The following is a 17,242-nucleotide window of genomic DNA, read 5'->3' on the forward strand; positions in this document are numbered from 1 at the left end:
CCTAATTCAGTTAAGCGTATTCATATACAAAGTAAAAGCGATAAACCACATAATACACCCTACTGCAAAATCAATACCTCTTAACACGCTAGGTTTTGATAAAAGAGGTCCCATTTTAGCTGCACCAGTGGCTAAACCATAAAACCACATGATTGATGCCATAATAGTCCCCAATGCAAACGCGAGTTGGGCATCACCCTCAAACTGACCACCAACACTACCTAAAATCATAACAGTATCTAAATAAACATGAGGGTTTAGCAGAGTTACAGCGAGAGTTGTAGCAATAACAACTTTTTTACTTTTGAAGCTAGCTTTATTATGAGATTGTTCATAAGTATTTTTGAAAAAAGCTTTAAAAGATATAAGCCCATAAAAAGATAAAAACAAAACTCCACCCCATGTAATTATTTGCATCAGTAATTCGCTACTACTAATTAATACACTAGCACCAAATATCCCTGCCAGAATTAATGTAATGTCACAAATAAGGCATAAGGTTGCAGCCAATAAGTGATGATTACGATTAATACCTTGCCCTATAATATAGGCATTTTGGGCACCTATTGGAATGATCATTCCCGCACCAAGAATTAGTCCCTGTAACAATGCTGACAATATCATGGGTATTTAACCTCTCTATTTATTAAATAAACGTTGTGTGTATAGAATTAAAAGAAGATTACCCTTTAACTAACCATAAATATAATTAATACTATTTATAAGCCATTAATTTTATTAATACACTCTTTATGAAAAATATTGACTATAAACTATTACATGCTTTTAGTGCGGTAATTAAATTACAAAGTTTTGAGAAAGCCGCAGAGTTTTTATTTTTGACTCAACCAGCGGTATCACTACGCATAAAGCAGTTAGAGCAATTAATTTCTCAACCTATTCTTATTCGTTCAACTCCTATAGTAGCAACAGAGGTAGGTAAGAAATTACTAAATCATTACTACCAAGTTCAACAATTAGAAGCTGATTTATTACCTCAAATATTTCCTGAAGATCCTATATCGCCTATTAGAATTTCCTTAGCGACAAATGCCGATAGCTTAGCTACGTGGTTAGTGCCTGTATTAACACCTTTAATTAACAAGCACCCTATCGAGCTAAATTTGGAGGTTGCGAATGAAACTAATACTATTTACAAGTTAAAAGACGGTGAGGTTTTTGGTGCTATTAGTACACAAGAAACGCCATTATCCGGCTGTGTTGTGGATAAATTAGGAGTTATGAATTATACCCTTGTTGCCTCACCGAGTTTTAAAAACAAGTTTTTCAAGCAAGGAATTAATAAAAATACTTTAATAAAAGCGCCAGGATTGTTATTTGATCATAAAGATAAAATGCATGCTGAATTTATTGAGTCTGAATTTGGTCTATCCTTTGGAAGTTACCCTTACCATATTGTTCACTCCTCCGAAGCCTTTGTCACTTTTGCAAAACAAGGCTTAGCTTATTGTTTAATTGCTGAGTTACAAATAGAAAATGAATTAAAATCTGGCGAGTTAGTTAACCTATTGCCTAATAAACAACTCATCAGAACACTTTATTGGCATAGATGGTCGCTAGTAAAAGGGGTATTTAAAAAGGTGTCTGATACAATAATAAAAGAAGGTAATAAAGTTTTAAGGTAAGTTACCTTTTTAATTAATTCAGCAGCCAATAGCTTAAAAAGTCGTAAAAAATGAATAAAATTAGCGATAATTTATCAATGGATTTATTTGAAGGATCAGATCAATCATTAAAAAACTGGCTACATCGAGATGGCACAGTTAACTATTATGGTGTGGTATTTTCTCCTCGAACTGCAAATGCTTGTTATCAGCAACTTTTAAATAATACCCTATGGCGCAATGACGAATCTGCTATGTATGGAAAGCACATCATTACCAAACGAAAAGTCGCTTGGTATGGTTCTCAACCGTTTCGTTATACTTATTCAAATGCCAGTAAAATAGCTCTGCCTTGGACACCCTTACTATGTAAATTAAAAGAAAAAGTTGAGTTGGTTACAGGCGAAAGCTATAACTCGTGTTTACTAAATTTATATCATGATGGTACCGAAGGCGTTGGCTGGCATAGCGACAATGAAAAAGACTTAAAACCTCATGGCGCTATTGCTTCTTTAACCTTTGGTGCTGAACGTAAATTTTCTTTTAAACATAAAGAGTCACAAGAAACGATCAACTTACTGTTACAGCATGGAAGTATTTTAGTGATGAAAGATGAAATACAGCATTATTGGTTACATAAACTACCAGCAACAACTCAAATTCATTCACCTAGAATAAATTTAACTTTTAGAACAATTATACAAACGAAATAATTTGGCAGGTTAATTAAAGTCTAAGTATTTCCCTCCCCTAGATATTAAAAAAGGAAACACTGAGGTTTCCTTTTTTAATATAGTGTTAACCTGTTAATTCACACTTATCTCATCAATACAGTTAAAAGTTATAAAAGCCCCCCGAAATAATTGAAAGAAAATTCCTATTTAAAGAGGCACTAGGTATAATCGCGTCAAAGTTTGCCCAAGTTTAACTAAGAGTTGCAACGTGAAGTCTACCGACAGAGTTACCCAAACGAGTAAGTTATTATTCGATTACCCTAAATACTGGGCTGAATGCTACGGCACAGCACCATTTTTACCTATGTCTCGTGCAGAAATGGACGTTTTAGGATGGGATAGTTGCGACATTATTATTGTTACCGGCGATGCTTATGTAGATCACCCTAGCTTTGGTATGGCCATTATTGGTCGTATGTTAGAAGCCCAAGGTTTTCGTGTTGGCATTATTGCTCAACCAGATTGGAGCTCGAAAGACGCTTTCATGCAGTTAGGTCAACCCAATTTATTTTTTGGTGTAACTTCTGGCAACATGGATTCAATGATCAACCGCTATACCGCTGAACGTAGAATACGCCATGATGATGCTTACACACCGAATGATGAAGGCGGAAAACGTCCAGATCGCGCAGTCAATGTTTATACTCAACGCTGTAAAGAAGCTTATAAAGGCGTACCAGTAATTATTGGCGGTATTGAAGCAAGTTTACGTCGCGTAGCTCATTACGACTATTGGTCAGACAAAGTTCGTCGCTCTGTATTATTTGACTCTAAAGCCGACTTATTAATATATGGCAACGCTGAACGCCCTCTTATCGAAATTGCTCATAGAATAGCAAATGGCGAAGAAGCCAAAAGTATCACTGATGTTAGAGGTAGTGCATTTTTAGCTAAGCACGCTCTACCCGGCTGGAAAGGCATAGACTCTAGAAACATAGACAAGCCAGGTAAAATCGATCCTATCTATAGCCCTTATCAAGACATGACTGAAAGCAGCTGTGAAACTAACAGTGCTGAAGCAGCTGAAAATGATAAAAACTCGGCGTTAGCAACAGACGTCACTAAATCACCACAAGTGATTGAGATAAAAGATTATCAAAACAAAAGTTGGAAAGATAAATTAAAGCCTTGGGAAACCACTTATATTAATTTACCCACATACGAACAAGTACGCGATAACAAAATGTTATACGCCCATGCTTCTCGTATTTTCCATCAAGAAGTTAACCCAACATCAGCTAAGCCATTAGTGCAAAGTCATGGCGATAGAATTATTTGGTTAAACCCACCAGCTCAGCCGTTATCTGAAGCTGAAATGGACAGTGTTTTTGATTTAAATTATCAACGCGTGCCACACCCAAGTTACGGTAAAGCAAAAATCCCCGCTTACGACATGATCAAAACATCAATCAACATTATGCGTGGTTGTTTTGGTGGTTGTACATTCTGTTCCATTACAGAGCATGAAGGTCGTATTATTCAAAGTCGTTCAGAAGAATCTATTTTGAATGAAATTGAAGATATCAAACTTAAAGTTCCTGGTTTTACTGGCGTAATATCCGATTTGGGTGGCCCAACAGCCAACATGTATAAACTACGTTGTAAAAGTGAAAAAGCAGAAGCTACCTGTCGTAAACCCTCTTGTGTATGGCCAACCATTTGTGGTCATTTAGATACCGACCAAACACCTACCGTAGAGCTATACCGTAAAGCTCGTAAAATACCAGGCATTAAAAAAGTATTAATTGCCTCAGGTGTTCGTTACGACTTAGCGATTGAGTCGCCAGAATACGTAAAAGAACTGGCTACACATCATGTTGGCGGTTACTTAAAAATAGCACCAGAACATACTGAAGAAGGCCCATTAAATAAAATGATGAAGCCAGGTATGGGCAGCTACGACAAGTTTAAAGAAATGTTTGATCATTACTCAAAACTTGCCGGTAAAAAACAATACTTGATCCCTTACTTCATTTCGGCGCATCCCGGTACAACCAATAAAGACATGGTGAACCTTGCGCTATGGTTAAAAGAAAATGACTTTAAGTTAGACCAAGTACAAAATTTTTATCCGTCTCCATTAGCGAATGCGACGACTTTATACCATACAGAAATTGACTCACTGAAAAATGTAAGAAAAAACAGTGAGAAAGTGAACGTCCCTAAAGGCACCATTCAACGTCGTTTGCATAAAGCGATATTGCGTTATCATGATCCAGCTAACTGGCCGATGATCAGAGAAGAACTAACAAAAATGGGGCTAAGAAAGCTTATTGGTTCTGGTCCTTCGTGCTTAGTACCTGCAGAAACCCGTGGTGAATTAAATAAACAACACTACAAGAATAATGGTAAAGGCAAGAATAACTCAACGGGTAAGAAAACCTCTCCAGGGCAAACTAGAGCTTACGGTAAAAAGCCAAAACCAGCAAGTAAAGGTAAACAAGGGTTAACGCGCTTTAGTGAAAATCAGTTTAACGACCGTAAACCTAAAAATAAAAAACCTTAGAAACTATTAACAAATAAATCACCCATTTAGTAACCATACGTTTTATTTAATTATAAATAATGAGATAAAACGTATGTAAAATTTTTAATTGAAGGAAGAATAAAACGTGTTAGCTGCAAATAATATTACTCAACAGTTTGGTGCAAAACCTCTTTTCGAAAACATCTCACAAAAATTCGGTGGTGGTAATCGCTACGGTTTAATTGGTGCCAATGGTTGTGGTAAATCTACCTTTATGAAAATACTGGGTGGTGATTTAGAGCAAACATCAGGAAATGTGAGTTTAGATCCCAATGAACGCATTGGTAAATTACGCCAAGACCAGTTTGGCTTTGAAGAATATTCTGTAGTTGATACCGTTATTATGGGCCATACCGAGTTATGGGCTGTTAAAGAAGAACGTGACCGTATTTATGCTTTACCAGAAATGAGTGAAGAAGAAGGTATGCGTGTTGGCGACTTAGAGTCTGAATATGCTGAGATGGACGGTTACAGCGCAGAAAGTCGTGCCGGTGAGCTATTAATGGGGGTTGGTATTCCAGTAGATCAACATTACGGCTTAATGAGTGAAGTAGCTCCCGGATGGAAACTTCGTGTTCTATTGGCTCAAGCATTATTCTCTGATCCAGATATTTTATTACTCGACGAACCAACCAACAACTTGGATATTCACACCATTCAATGGTTAGAAGAAACCTTAAACGAACGTGATTCAACCATGATCATCATTTCGCATGATAGACATTTCTTAAACTCTGTATGTACTCACATGGCTGATTTAGATTACGGTGAATTAAACGTATTCCCTGGTAACTACGATGAATATATGTTGGCTTCTACACAAGCAAGAGCACAATTAATTGCCGATAACGCCAAGAAAAAAGCGCAAATTGGTGAGCTTCAAGCTTTCGTTGCTCGTTTCTCGGCAAACGCTTCAAAAGCTAAACAAGCGACTTCTCGTGCTAAACAAATCGATAAAATTCAATTGGCTGACGTTAAAGCCTCAAGCCGTGTAAATCCATTTATTCGTTTTGAGCAAGAAAAGAAATTATTCAGAAACGCTTTGGTACTTGAAAACGTATCAAAAAGTTTTGACGACAACCACGTACTAAAAGACTTATCTATGATGATAGAAGTTGGTGAACGTGTTGCTGTTATTGGTGAAAACGGCGTGGGTAAAACAACCTTTTTACGTATGCTAATGAATGATGCTGGCTATGCAAATGACACAGGTGAGTTAACTTGGTCAGAAAACGTGAACATTGGTTACTACGCACAAGACCATGCTCACGAATTTGAAACTGACATGACATTATTCGAATGGATGAGCCAATGGCGTCAACCAACAGATGATGAGCAAGCAGTACGTGGTTATTTAGGTCGTTTATTGTTTTCTGCTGACGATATTAAAAAGTCAGTTAAAGTGTTATCAGGTGGTGAACAAGGCCGTATGTTATTTGGTAAAATAATGATGCAAAAACCTAATATTCTTGTGATGGATGAACCAACTAACCACATGGATATGGAATCGATTGAATCATTAAACATGGCGATGGAGCAATTTGAAGGGACTATTATTTTTGTGAGTCATGACCGTGAGTTCGTTTCAAGTATCGCGACACGTGTTATTGAACTTAAAGAAAATAGCTACAGCGACTTTGCTGGTACTTACAATGAGTATTTAGCTTCTCAAGTTTAACCTATTTGCCTTAAGTAAGTTATCCATTTAAAAAAGCCTTTAACTCGTAAGAATTAAAGGCTTTTTAGTATTCTAAATTTATACTTTCAATCTAGGTTTAGTCTTTCTTAAACAAATGTACATCTTGTTGTGGGAACGGAATAGAACAACCAGCAGCTTCTAAAGCAAGTTTACCTTGTTCATGAATATCAAAATAATATCCCCAGTAATCATCTGTTTTAACAAATGCGCGGTAAAGAATATCAACCGAACTATCGTTTAAGTTAGTAACAGCAACAACATTACCTTCTTCTTTTAAAATTCTTTCATCACTATTCATTAAATTGGTTAATGCATCACGAGCAACTTTCATATCATCGGTATAACTAATACAAAAAGTAACTTCTACTGCACGAACAGGGCTTTTTGTGAAGTTAGTTAAGTTACCATTAGATAAAGGACCATTAGGAATAACAATAATACGCTTATCAAATGTTTCTAATAAAGTAACGAAAATACCCATTTCGATCACAACACCAGACTCACCTTGCGCTTCAATATAATCGCCGACACGAATTGGACGGAATATAAGTAGCATTACGCCACCAGCAAAGTTAGATAAACTACCTTGTAAAGCAATACCAATTGCTAAACCTGCAGCACCAAGTACAGCAATAAACGACGTAGTTTCAATACCAACCATTGAGGCAACACTGATAATTAATAACACTTTTAATAGGATATTAACGCCACCAGTTAAAAACGAGATTAAGGTTTCGTCTTTTAAGCTTTTAGAAAAACCAACGTTTACTGCTTTGCTAATACGCTTAATTATCCATAAACCAATAATTAATACCGCTAACGCCATTAATGCTTGTCCGCCGTACTCAACTGCGTAACCAAATATTTGATCTGAGTACTGTTCAATTGTTTCCATAATCATTCCTAATTAAATTTATATTAAAATTCTGCCTATAAGGTTAGCGCATAATTAAACAAAGTCCACTAATATTTACATTTTATTAACATATGTAAAAATTTATTTTACTCAGAAACATTTTTTTTCCGTATAATAGCGCCCTTAAAATTATCTCACTATAAAGAAGGTTTTCACCTTGTTAAGTTACCGTCACGCCTTCCACGCCGGAAATTTTGCAGATGTGTTAAAACATGCTGTTTTAACAAATGTACTTGAATATATGACAAGAAAAGATAAAGGTTACACTTATATCGACAGTCACTCAGGTGCTGGTATGTATCAACTCACCGAAGAGTACGCACAAAAAACGGGTGAATATAAACAAGGTATTGCGAAACTCATTAATAATGATGATATTCCTGAAGCGTTAGAAGAATATATCGCTCTTATTCAATCTTTTAACCAAGCTGAAGAACTTAAGCTTTATCCTGGCTCGCCTGCAGTAGCGAAAGAATTTTCTCGAAGACAAGACAGCGCTCATTTATTTGAACTTCATTCAACCGACATTAACCACTTAACCGAGTTTTGTGAACGTTGGAGTAAATCTCACGTTAAACAATCTGATGGTTATCAAGGTATTTTATCTTTATTACCACCACCAAGCCGTCGTGGCGTAGTATTAATTGATCCACCATACGAGCTAAAAGAAGATTACACTAAAGCCGTTAAAACCATAATTAGTGCATATAAGAAATTTGCTACAGGTACTTATATATTATGGTATCCCGTGGTTACACGAGAACTTATTGATAAGATGAGAGAGCAATTTATCGCAAGTGATGTGAAAAATGTATTACAGGTAGAGTTTTGCATGCAAAAAGATACAGACGCATACGGGATGACAGGAACAGGTTTATTTGTGGTTAATCCACCTTGGCAATTGGCTCAACAACTAGAAATTATTTTACCGTATTTGAAAAATAAGCTGGGGAGTAGCGAAAGTAGTTTTAGTTTAGAGCAGATTATTGAAGAGTAATTAGTTTTATTTCGCTGTTATTTATTCAGACCGATAGGTTTTGTGTTTAGCTAAATCATCGTTTATCTCAACCCAGCTTGCTTTTGATTCAGTAAATATATGTGCATCAGGCTTTATGCCTTCAATATTATCTACATGATCAAAAGCAGCTAACGATACCTCAATCGTTTTATCGTTTCGATTATATTCAGATTCAAAAAATAAACTAGCACCACAAACGTTACAGAAGCTTCGTACAGTTTTGTTCTCAGATGTATAAGAAGAAAGGAGTTCTTTGCCTGATAGCCAATGAAATTGATGGAGTTTAACTTCAACGAACGTTGAAAATGCGGCACCATGAAACTTTTGACACATGGTGCAGTGGCAATGCCCTACAAGTGGTTCAAACTTATTAACCTTAAATCTGATCCCTTTACATAAACAACTGCCTGTATTCATACTACTTTTATTCCTAATTTAACTAATCTTGCTCATTTTCATCTCGTTCTTGCAAAGCGCTTTGCTTACGCATAATAGGTCTATGCCCTGCTTCTTCACTAACAAATTGCTTTTTAACCATTTTACGTGCTTTGGGTTTGTTTTCTGTTCGCGCTTTATCTTGTGTTTTCGCTTTAACAACCGCTTTAGGCTTCTTAGGTTTTATACCTTTAAACTTACCTTTTAACCCTTCTACTGAATCAAAAGTCACTTTTTGTTGTAGAAAGCCTTCCACGTTTTTCAAACTTACCCAATCTTTAGGGCCAACTAAAGAAATAGAATCACCTGTACTACCAGCTCTACCTGTACGACCTATACGGTGTACAAATTCTTCAGTATGTTTAGGCATATCAAAGTTAATAACGTGAGATACATTAACAAGATCTAAACCACGCGAAGCCAGATCTGTTGTTACCAGCACTTTATGTTGGCCTTTACTAAAGCTTTCCATAATTTGGTTACGTTGGCCTTGGTTTAGCTCTCCACTCAATGCAATAGAATCGTGGCCTTGTTCATTTAGCACTTGTGATAGTCGTTCGGTATCACTTCTTGTTGCGGTAAAAATAATAAGCTGTTGAATAGTTTCAGTGTTTAGAAAATGCTCTAGTAAGGCTTGTTTATGATCTAAGTTGTCACATAAATAAAAGCGTTTCGTAATGTCTTCATGCTCTGTATGACCTGCATTAATCGCAATACGCTTTGGTTTTTTTAATAACGCAGATGCAAAGTCGTTCACTTGTGCATGATCTAAGGTTGCTGAAAACATAAGAGTTTGGCGTTTACGGTGATCTGCAGCTTCATTAATTAAGGTCAGTTCTTTAGAAAAACCCAGATCTAACATACGATCTGCTTCATCTAAAATTAGTAACTCTAAACCATTTAGGTAGAAGTGACCTTGTTTTAAGTGATCGGCTAAACGCCCAGGTGTTGCAACAATAAAATGAGGGTCTTTTTCTATGGTTTTAACTTGGTCGTTAAAGTTTTCGCCACCTAAAATTAATACAGCTTTAAATTGCGAAGATGAAGTAAACATTCGTAATTGACTAAACACTTGTTTAGCTAATTCTCGTGTTGGCGTTAAAATAAGTACACGTGGGTCTCTTTTACTCAACGCCCGGTTTCTAGTTAATCGCTGCATGGCAGGAATAATAAAGGCTAACGTTTTGCCCGAACCTGTTTTAGATGAGGCAATTAAGTCATGACCTTTCATTGCAGCTGGTATTGCTTGCTGCTGTATTTCTGTTGGTGCAGTAAAACCTAAATGTTCAACTGTCGACATTAAACCGCTATCTAATCCAAAATCACTAAACTGCAAACGAAACTCCAAGGTAAAAATAATAAAAACAACTCATCTATTATAACCTTTATATTGATAAGTAATGACAAGTATTTATGTTTGTAGCGCAAAAAATACGAGAGAACCAAAATATTGAATAGTTAATTTTTGATCCTTATTGTAAATTTAATCGTAAGGACACTATTATAGCCCTCTCTCCACTTACAATGACTTCAACTAAAGAGATTTTATGTTTTTAAAAAGTAATCACGCTATCGTTATAGGATGTTTATTGATTTGCGCCACTAACGTTAATGCTGAAGAGCAAAATAAAATTAAAAATATATCTGTTGAGCGGAACTTAAACGGATTTGAAAACCTTAATGAAACACTTTCTCTTTGGGAAGTTGGTGTAGGTGGTGGAGCAATTGAAGTTCCTAATTACCCAGCATCATCACAAAGAAACACAATAACAGCTGCAGCCCCCTATGTTGTTTATCGAGGAGATATATTCAGAGTCGGTGATGGAAATGGTGTTAGAGCCGTTGTGGTTGATAAAAATAATTTAGAAGCCGGCTTATCTTTTGGTGGTGCTTTTTCTGCTGACAGTGAAAACGGTACGGTTAGAGAAGGTATGCCGGAGCTTGATTTTTTATTAGAAATAGGCCCGCAAGCTATTTATAAACTTAAAGATTATAAATTTGAAAATGGTGGTAATGCCCGTTTAAACGCGAGGTTACAAGTGAGAGCAGCATTTTCAACTGACTTTTCAACCATCGACGACCGAGGATTTGTACTTAATCCGGTTATAACTTACCAACAACGAGGTCGATTATTTGAAGGGACTGCTCTAAGTACTTCTATTGGTATGGTATTCGCGACTGAACGCTTTCAAGATTACTTTTATGAGGTGTCTGATGAATTTGCTACTGACACTCGCCCAGCTTATAACGCAAAAAGCGGTTACTTAGGTACAAGACTAAGACTTAGTGTATCGTTTCCAATAAGCGATAGTATTCGAGGTTTTGCAGGTATAGGCGCACAAATACACTCAGGCGCAGCCAATGAAAATAGTCCTTTATATGAAAAAGATATTACCTACAGTGCTTCTTTAGGTTTTGTTTGGCGATTATACAAAAGCGATAGTAAAGCCCATTGGTAAAATATTAAGCAATAAAAAAGGCTAGCTTAAACGCTAGCCTTTAAAAAAGTTAAAAAGTTATTAACCAGCGCTATTCGCGATTCTTTCTTCTACAACTTGTAATGCAAAATCAATACGTGAAAGTACTTTGTTTTTATCTAATAAAGCTAAAGTTATATCTAAAGAAGGTGAATTTCCACCACCTGTAGCAGCAACGCGTAAAGGCATTCCCACTTTCCCCATACCTACTTCTAATTCTGTTGCTGTGTCGTTAATAGCAGCGTGTATTAGCTCAGGAGTCCATTCAGCCAATGCAGCTAGTTTAGCTTTAACTAAAATTAGCGGCTCTTTAACCACTGGGCGTAAATGCTTTTTAACTGAAGTAGCATCTAATTCAGAAAAGTCTTCATAAAAGTAACGGCTGATTTGTGCCATTTCTTTTAATGTTTTAACACGGTCTGCTTGAATTTTTACGATTTCAGCAAGTGCTGGACCGTTTTCAGTGCTTATACCCTGTTCGTCCATATGCCATTTTAAATGAGTAGCTACGTACTCAGGATCCATTGTTTTCATGTAATGTTGGTTAACCCAGATAAGTTTGTCTGTGTTAAAACCTGACGGTGCACGATTACAATCTTTTAGATCAAATAATTCAATCATTTCTTCACGAGAGAAAATTTCTTTATCACCATGCGACCAACCTAAACGAACTAAATAGTTCAATAGCGCTTCAGGTAAATAACCATCATCGCGATATTGCATAACACCAACAGCACCATGACGTTTAGATAAACGTTTACCGTCATCACCTAAAATCATTGGAATATGAGCATATTCAGGTAATGTAGCGCCTAATGCTTTAAGAATATTAATTTGCTTAGGCGTATTACTAATATGATCATCACCACGAACAACATGCGTTACTTTCATATCCCAGTCATCTACAACAACCGTTAAGTTATATGTGGGTGTACCGTCTGAACGAGCAATAATTAAATCGTCAAGCTGGTCGTTACTAATGGTTATATCACCTTTAACCATATCTTTAATAACAACATCACCGCCAATGGGGTTTTTAAAGCGAATAACAAAAGGTTTGTCTTCTGGGTAATCAGTACGTTCGCGCCATAAACCATTGTACTTTTCAATTTCTCCTTTCGCTTTTGCTTCTTCACGCATTGCTTCAACTTCTTCAGCAGTAGAATAACAACGGTAAGCGTTTCCTGAAGCAAGTAGCTGTTCAATCACTTCTTTATAACGATCAAAACGTTTAGTTTGAAAATAAGGGCCGTGTGTCCACTCAAGATTCAACCAATTCATACCATCCATAATAGCGTCAACAGATTCTTGAGTTGAGCGTTCTATATCAGTATCTTCAATACGAAGAATAAAATCTCCGCCATTTTTTTGAGCGTATAACCAGCTATATAAAGCTGTGCGAGCACCACCTACGTGTAAATAACCTGTAGGGCTTGGAGCGAAACGTGTTGTTAAAGTCATATGAGTCTCACGAAAGAAGCTAACGTAATTGATAATTTCAATGGATTAGCAGAAGTTGTTCAAAAATAATTGGCAATATTTTAACAGGCTAACGAAACTAATACACCTTTTGTATAGCCTTGTGCCCAATTGTTTTCCAACAAAAGAATACAAATTAATCAGGATGTTGAAAATACGAGCACTTAATCAATAATATTAAAAAAAGTTAAAAAAAAGGCTTTGTTTTTGTTGACAGCTTTTTGGATCTCCCTATAATACGCCCCCACAGAGACGGACGATTAGCTCAGTTGGGAGAGCACCGCCCTTACAAGGCGGGGGTCACTGGTTCAAGCCCAGTATCGTCCACCATTCTGCTTTTATGATGGACACTCTGTATTTTAAATGATTGGACGATTAGCTCAGTTGGGAGAGCACCGCCCTTACAAGGCGGGGGTCACTGGTTCAAGCCCAGTATCGTCCACCAATCATTTAACCCTACATTCATATCATACCTAGTATATATGGACGATTAGCTCAGTTGGGAGAGCACCGCCCTTACAAGGCGGGGGTCACTGGTTCAAGCCCAGTATCGTCCACCATTATTTAAAACCTCATGTCTAATTAAAATTTTTATAAATATAATTAAATAGTTACTATTCTATTTGCGATGCTAGCACCTTCTACTCTTTACAACCCACGCCAGTCAATGGTTCAAGCCCAGTATCGTCCACCATTATTTAAAACCTCATATCTAATTAAAATTTTTATAAATATAATTAAATAGTTACTATTCTATTTGCGATGCTAGCACCTTCTACTCTTTACAACCCGCACCAGTCACTGGTTCAAGCCCAGTATCGTCCACCAATATTTTAAATTATCCAAAACAACATACAAAACACTATAAAGTTAAAACACCTTCTACTCTTTACAACCCGCACCAGTCAATGGTTCAAGCCCAGTATCGTCCAACATTATTTTAAATTATCCAAAACAACATACAAAACACTATAAAGTTAAAACACCTTCTACTCTTTACAACTCGCGCTACTCACTAAATGGATTTGAAGCCTGTACTTAGATTTTTTCGTGGTCACGAATACTTGTATATTGAATATTAGACAATAAAAAACCCACATGAATGTGGGTTTTTAGATACAAAAATTATCAATCTATTTTGAACGACGTGCTGTTACTGCATCGTTAAGTTGCGCTAGCATGGTTTCAGTATCATCCCAACCAATACAGGCATCAGTAATACTTTGCCCGTAGGTTACAGCTTTACCATCAACTAAGTCTTGACGACCTTCAACAAGGTGACTTTCAACCATAACACCAAAAATGTTTTGATTGCCGTCTGCAATTTGTTGGCTAACATCTGTAGACACTAGCATTTGATTTTCAAATTTCTTACTACTATTGGCATGGCTAAAGTCAATCATGATACGAGTATTCAACTTAGATTTTTCTAATAGTTGAGTAACTTCGCTTACGCTATCGCGATCGAAGTTTGTGGTTTTACCGCCACGTAAAATAATGTGGCAATCTTTGTTACCCGTTGTTTCTACAATGGCTGAATGACCAAATTTAGTTACTGACAAAAAGTGATGTGATGCAGCAGCTGAGCCAATAGCATCTACAGCTACTTTGATGGTTCCATCTGTGCCGTTTTTAAAACCTACAGGACATGATAAACCAGATGCTAATTCGCGATGTACTTGGCTTTCTGTAGTACGTGCTCCAATAGCACCCCAACACATAAAATCAGCCATGTACTGAGGTGTGATCATATCTAAAAATTCGCCCGCAGTAGGTAAACCCATTTCATTTAAATCAAGTAATAGTTTACGACCAATACGTAAACCATCATTTAATTTAAAGCTCTCGTCCATATAAGGGTCGTTGATTAGTCCTTTCCAACCAACTGTTGTACGTGGCTTTTCAAAATACACACGCATTACAACTTCTAAGTTGCTTTTGTATTTTTCGCGTAATTTAACTAAGCGTTGACCATATTCTATTGCAGCTTCAGGATCATGAATTGAACAAGGACCGATCACAACTAATAAGCGATCGTCTTTCCCTTCCAGAATATTGTGAATCGCATCTCTACCTGCAATAACCGATTTTGATGCATTATCAGACGATGGAAATCGTTCAAGTAATGCTACAGGTGGTAATAAATCTTTAATATTATTGATACGTACATCATCGGTTTGGTTAAACATAATAAGTTCTCTTCACTGCAAATTTCATAAAATTTAGTAACGTTTAATTATCTGCCTATTTCATATCGGACATATAGATAACTAGCGAAAAATTAGCCGGACAATGTACCAATCTTCTACAAATATTACTAGGGATAACGCTATAATAAATGAATTAAACCGTTACAAAATGGGTTAAACTTAATAATTATAATCTAAGAACTAAAGGAGACTCTATTTAAATGATAAATCCAAACCTACCTCTTATCGATTTACACCGCCACTTAGACGGAAATATAAGAGCACAAACCATCTGGGAATTAGCTCAACAAAATAATATTGCTTTACCTGTTAAGCACTTCGAAGACTTTATACCGCATGTTCAAATTATAGAAAGCGAACCTGATTTACTTGCTTTTCTCAAAAAACTTGATTGGGGCGTTAATGTATTAGCGAGTTTAGATGATTGCAAACGTATAGCTTTTGAAAATGTTGAAGATGTATTTAACGCAGGAATTCATTACGCTGAATTAAGGTTTTCTCCTTATTACATGTCTATGGCTTATAATCTGCCTATTGAAGATGTGGTTGCTGCAGTCATTGATGGTGTTAATGAAGGCATGAAAAAATATCCGGTTAAAATTAAGTTAATTGGTATTTTAAGTCGTACTTTTGGCGTAGAACAATGCCAAAAGGAGTTAAGCGCATTATTAGCACATAAAGATAAATTAATTGCTATCGACTTAGCTGGCGACGAATATAACTATCCTGGAGAGTTATTTACTAATCACTTTAAACAAGTAGCTAATGCTGATTTACACGTAACGATTCACGCGGGTGAAGCGGCAGGTCCTGCAAGTGTATGGCAAGCCATTAACGATTTAAAAGCAGAGCGTATTGGTCATGGGGTTAAAAGTTACCAAGACGAAAGTCTACTTGAGTATATGCAACAACATAACATTGCTATTGAGTCATGTTTAACCTCTAACTTTCAAACAGGTACAGTAACCGACTTAAGCAAACATCCTATTAAAACATTTTTAAAATACGGTATTCCTGTTTGTTTAAATACAGATGATCCAGCTGTTGAAGGTATTGAATTAAAAGGTGAATTTAAACTAGCGCAAACAGTATTAGGTTTTACTGATACTGAAATAAGCCAACTACAACAAAACGCTGTTGCCGTTGCTTTTATGTCTGATAGTGAACGAAAAGCACTTATTGAAGCGGTAGCAAAAAAATAACAAGTTATACAAATGATATTACTTAGCATGAAGCTGGATTTACCCAGTAAGTTACAGTAAAATTTAATCGATTAAAAAATTAAACACCCATCAGTAAAAAATCCTTGATAGCAGATTTTTCTATAAACTGGCTAGAAACTTACTGAGATTTTAACAACTAAAAAGGTTATTTCTCATGGCAACACCTCATATAGAAGCAGCTCCAAATGATTTCGCTAAAACAGTACTTATGCCTGGCGACCCATTGCGAGCAAAGTTTATCGCAGAAAACTTTCTAGACGATGCTAAATGCGTAACACGTGTACGTAACATATTAGGTTACACTGGCACTTACAAAGGCCAACCTATTTCAGTAATGGGTTCAGGCATGGGCATTCCGTCAATATCTATCTACGCAACCGAATTATATAAAGATTACGGCGTTGAAAACATTATACGCATAGGTTCTTGTGGCGCTGTTCGCGACGAAATTAATGTAGGTGACGTAATTGTTGGTATGGCAGCAAGTACTGATTCTAACGTAAACAGAATGCGTTTGAATCAATGTGACTTTGCAGCAACAGCAGACTTTGGCTTATTACAAAAAGTTGCTAATACCGCAGCAAAAATCAATAAAAAAATAAATGTAGGTAATGTTTTTACCGCTGATTTGTTTTACACACCTCAACCAGAAATGTTTGCATTAATGGAAAAATATGGAATTTTAGCGGTAGAAATGGAAGCCGCTGGATTATATGGTGTTGCTGCTGAATACGGTAAAAAAGCATTAGCGGTATTTACCGTAAGCGATCACATTAAAACCGGTGAAAGCATGTCTGCTGATGAGCGTGAAACATCGTTTAAAGACATGATGGAATTAACATTAGAAAGTATTTTATAGATAAAAACACTTCTCAATAACAATCAAAAAAGGCTAGCGA

Annotated in this window: 14 protein-coding genes and 3 tRNA genes; 11 read left to right on the forward strand and 6 right to left on the reverse strand. The window is 36.4% G+C overall.

The window, feature by feature from the left end; translation table 11 throughout:
• Positions 1-6 precede the first annotated feature (6 nt).
• On the reverse strand, positions 7-579 hold the full coding sequence (locus B0X80_RS03575; protein ID WP_245825383.1) for a LysE/ArgO family amino acid transporter: 573 nt from the start codon (positions 577-579) through the stop codon (positions 7-9).
• Positions 580-752: 173 nt separating this feature from the next.
• On the opposite strand from B0X80_RS03575, the gene B0X80_RS03580 reads away from it, so the two are divergent.
• The 4 genes from B0X80_RS03580 (at position 753) to B0X80_RS03595 (ending at position 6,564) form a co-directional block, all read left to right on the forward strand.
• Positions 753-1,646 (forward strand): LysR family transcriptional regulator ArgP, encoded by an 894-nt coding sequence (locus B0X80_RS03580; RefSeq protein WP_089024830.1) that lies wholly within the window; start codon positions 753-755, stop codon positions 1,644-1,646.
• Between the two features lie 50 nt (positions 1,647-1,696).
• Positions 1,697-2,338, forward strand: coding sequence for an alpha-ketoglutarate-dependent dioxygenase AlkB family protein (locus B0X80_RS03585; protein ID WP_245825384.1), 642 nt, complete (start codon positions 1,697-1,699; stop codon positions 2,336-2,338).
• A gap of 325 nt (positions 2,339-2,663) precedes the next feature.
• A complete protein-coding gene (locus tag B0X80_RS03590) occupies positions 2,664-4,865 on the forward strand; it encodes a YgiQ family radical SAM protein (protein ID WP_217697132.1) in 2,202 nt (733 codons plus the stop codon).
• 106 nt (positions 4,866-4,971) lie between these two features.
• Positions 4,972-6,564, forward strand: coding sequence for an ABC-F family ATPase (locus B0X80_RS03595; protein ID WP_077338452.1), 1,593 nt, complete (start codon positions 4,972-4,974; stop codon positions 6,562-6,564).
• A gap of 97 nt (positions 6,565-6,661) precedes the next feature.
• Here the strand turns inward: B0X80_RS03595 and B0X80_RS03600 are convergent, their stop codons facing one another.
• Complete coding sequence (locus B0X80_RS03600; protein WP_077338453.1) at positions 6,662-7,480, reverse strand: mechanosensitive ion channel family protein; 819 nt, start codon at positions 7,478-7,480, stop codon at positions 6,662-6,664.
• Between the two features lie 178 nt (positions 7,481-7,658).
• Between B0X80_RS03600 and B0X80_RS03605 the strand changes: the two genes are divergently transcribed.
• Entirely contained in the window at positions 7,659-8,498 is an 840-nt protein-coding gene (locus B0X80_RS03605; RefSeq protein WP_077338454.1) for a 23S rRNA (adenine(2030)-N(6))-methyltransferase RlmJ, read from the forward strand.
• A 21-nt stretch (positions 8,499-8,519) separates the two neighbouring features.
• Here the strand turns inward: B0X80_RS03605 and B0X80_RS03610 are convergent, their stop codons facing one another.
• Together B0X80_RS03610 and B0X80_RS03615 are read right to left on the reverse strand one after the other, a co-directional pair.
• Positions 8,520-8,936, reverse strand: coding sequence for a GFA family protein (locus B0X80_RS03610; RefSeq protein ID WP_077338455.1), 417 nt, complete (start codon positions 8,934-8,936; stop codon positions 8,520-8,522).
• A gap of 22 nt (positions 8,937-8,958) precedes the next feature.
• On the reverse strand, positions 8,959-10,290 hold the full coding sequence (locus B0X80_RS03615) for a DEAD/DEAH box helicase (RefSeq protein WP_077338456.1): 1,332 nt from the start codon (positions 10,288-10,290) through the stop codon (positions 8,959-8,961).
• Positions 10,291-10,501: 211 nt separating this feature from the next.
• On the opposite strand from B0X80_RS03615, the gene B0X80_RS03620 reads away from it, so the two are divergent.
• Positions 10,502-11,413: a MipA/OmpV family protein gene (locus B0X80_RS03620; protein WP_077338457.1), complete on the forward strand. Its 912-nt coding sequence runs from the start codon at positions 10,502-10,504 to the stop codon at positions 11,411-11,413.
• 60 nt (positions 11,414-11,473) lie between these two features.
• Here B0X80_RS03620 and gltX read toward each other — a convergent pair whose 3' ends face one another.
• Positions 11,474-12,892, reverse strand: a complete 1,419-nt coding sequence (gltX, locus tag B0X80_RS03625; RefSeq protein WP_077338458.1) for a glutamate--tRNA ligase — start codon at positions 12,890-12,892, stop codon at positions 11,474-11,476.
• Positions 12,893-13,164: 272 nt separating this feature from the next.
• Here gltX and B0X80_RS03630 point away from each other — a divergent pair.
• The 3 genes from B0X80_RS03630 (at position 13,165) to B0X80_RS03640 (ending at position 13,470) form a co-directional block, all read left to right on the forward strand.
• Positions 13,165-13,240 (forward strand) — tRNA-Val (locus B0X80_RS03630).
• Positions 13,241-13,279: 39 nt separating this feature from the next.
• Positions 13,280-13,355, forward strand: a tRNA-Val gene (locus B0X80_RS03635).
• Positions 13,356-13,394: 39 nt separating this feature from the next.
• Positions 13,395-13,470 (forward strand) — tRNA-Val (locus B0X80_RS03640).
• A gap of 573 nt (positions 13,471-14,043) precedes the next feature.
• Here the strand turns inward: B0X80_RS03640 and aroG are convergent.
• Positions 14,044-15,099 (reverse strand): 3-deoxy-7-phosphoheptulonate synthase AroG, encoded by a 1,056-nt coding sequence (gene aroG / locus B0X80_RS03645; protein WP_076417906.1) that lies wholly within the window; start codon positions 15,097-15,099, stop codon positions 14,044-14,046.
• A 221-nt stretch (positions 15,100-15,320) separates the two neighbouring features.
• On the opposite strand from aroG, the gene add reads away from it, so the two are divergent.
• Both add and deoD read left to right on the forward strand, forming a co-directional pair.
• Positions 15,321-16,322, forward strand: coding sequence for an adenosine deaminase (gene add / locus B0X80_RS03650; RefSeq protein WP_077338459.1), 1,002 nt, complete (start codon positions 15,321-15,323; stop codon positions 16,320-16,322).
• A gap of 175 nt (positions 16,323-16,497) precedes the next feature.
• The gene (gene deoD, locus B0X80_RS03655; RefSeq protein WP_077338460.1) at positions 16,498-17,202 is read left to right on the forward strand and encodes a purine-nucleoside phosphorylase; all 705 of its coding nucleotides are present in this window, start codon (positions 16,498-16,500) and stop codon (positions 17,200-17,202) included.
• Positions 17,203-17,242: the final 40 nt, after the last annotated feature.

This window comes from Pseudocolwellia agarivorans, assembly GCF_002000085.1.
Taxonomy (GTDB): domain Bacteria; phylum Pseudomonadota; class Gammaproteobacteria; order Enterobacterales; family Alteromonadaceae; genus Pseudocolwellia; species Pseudocolwellia agarivorans.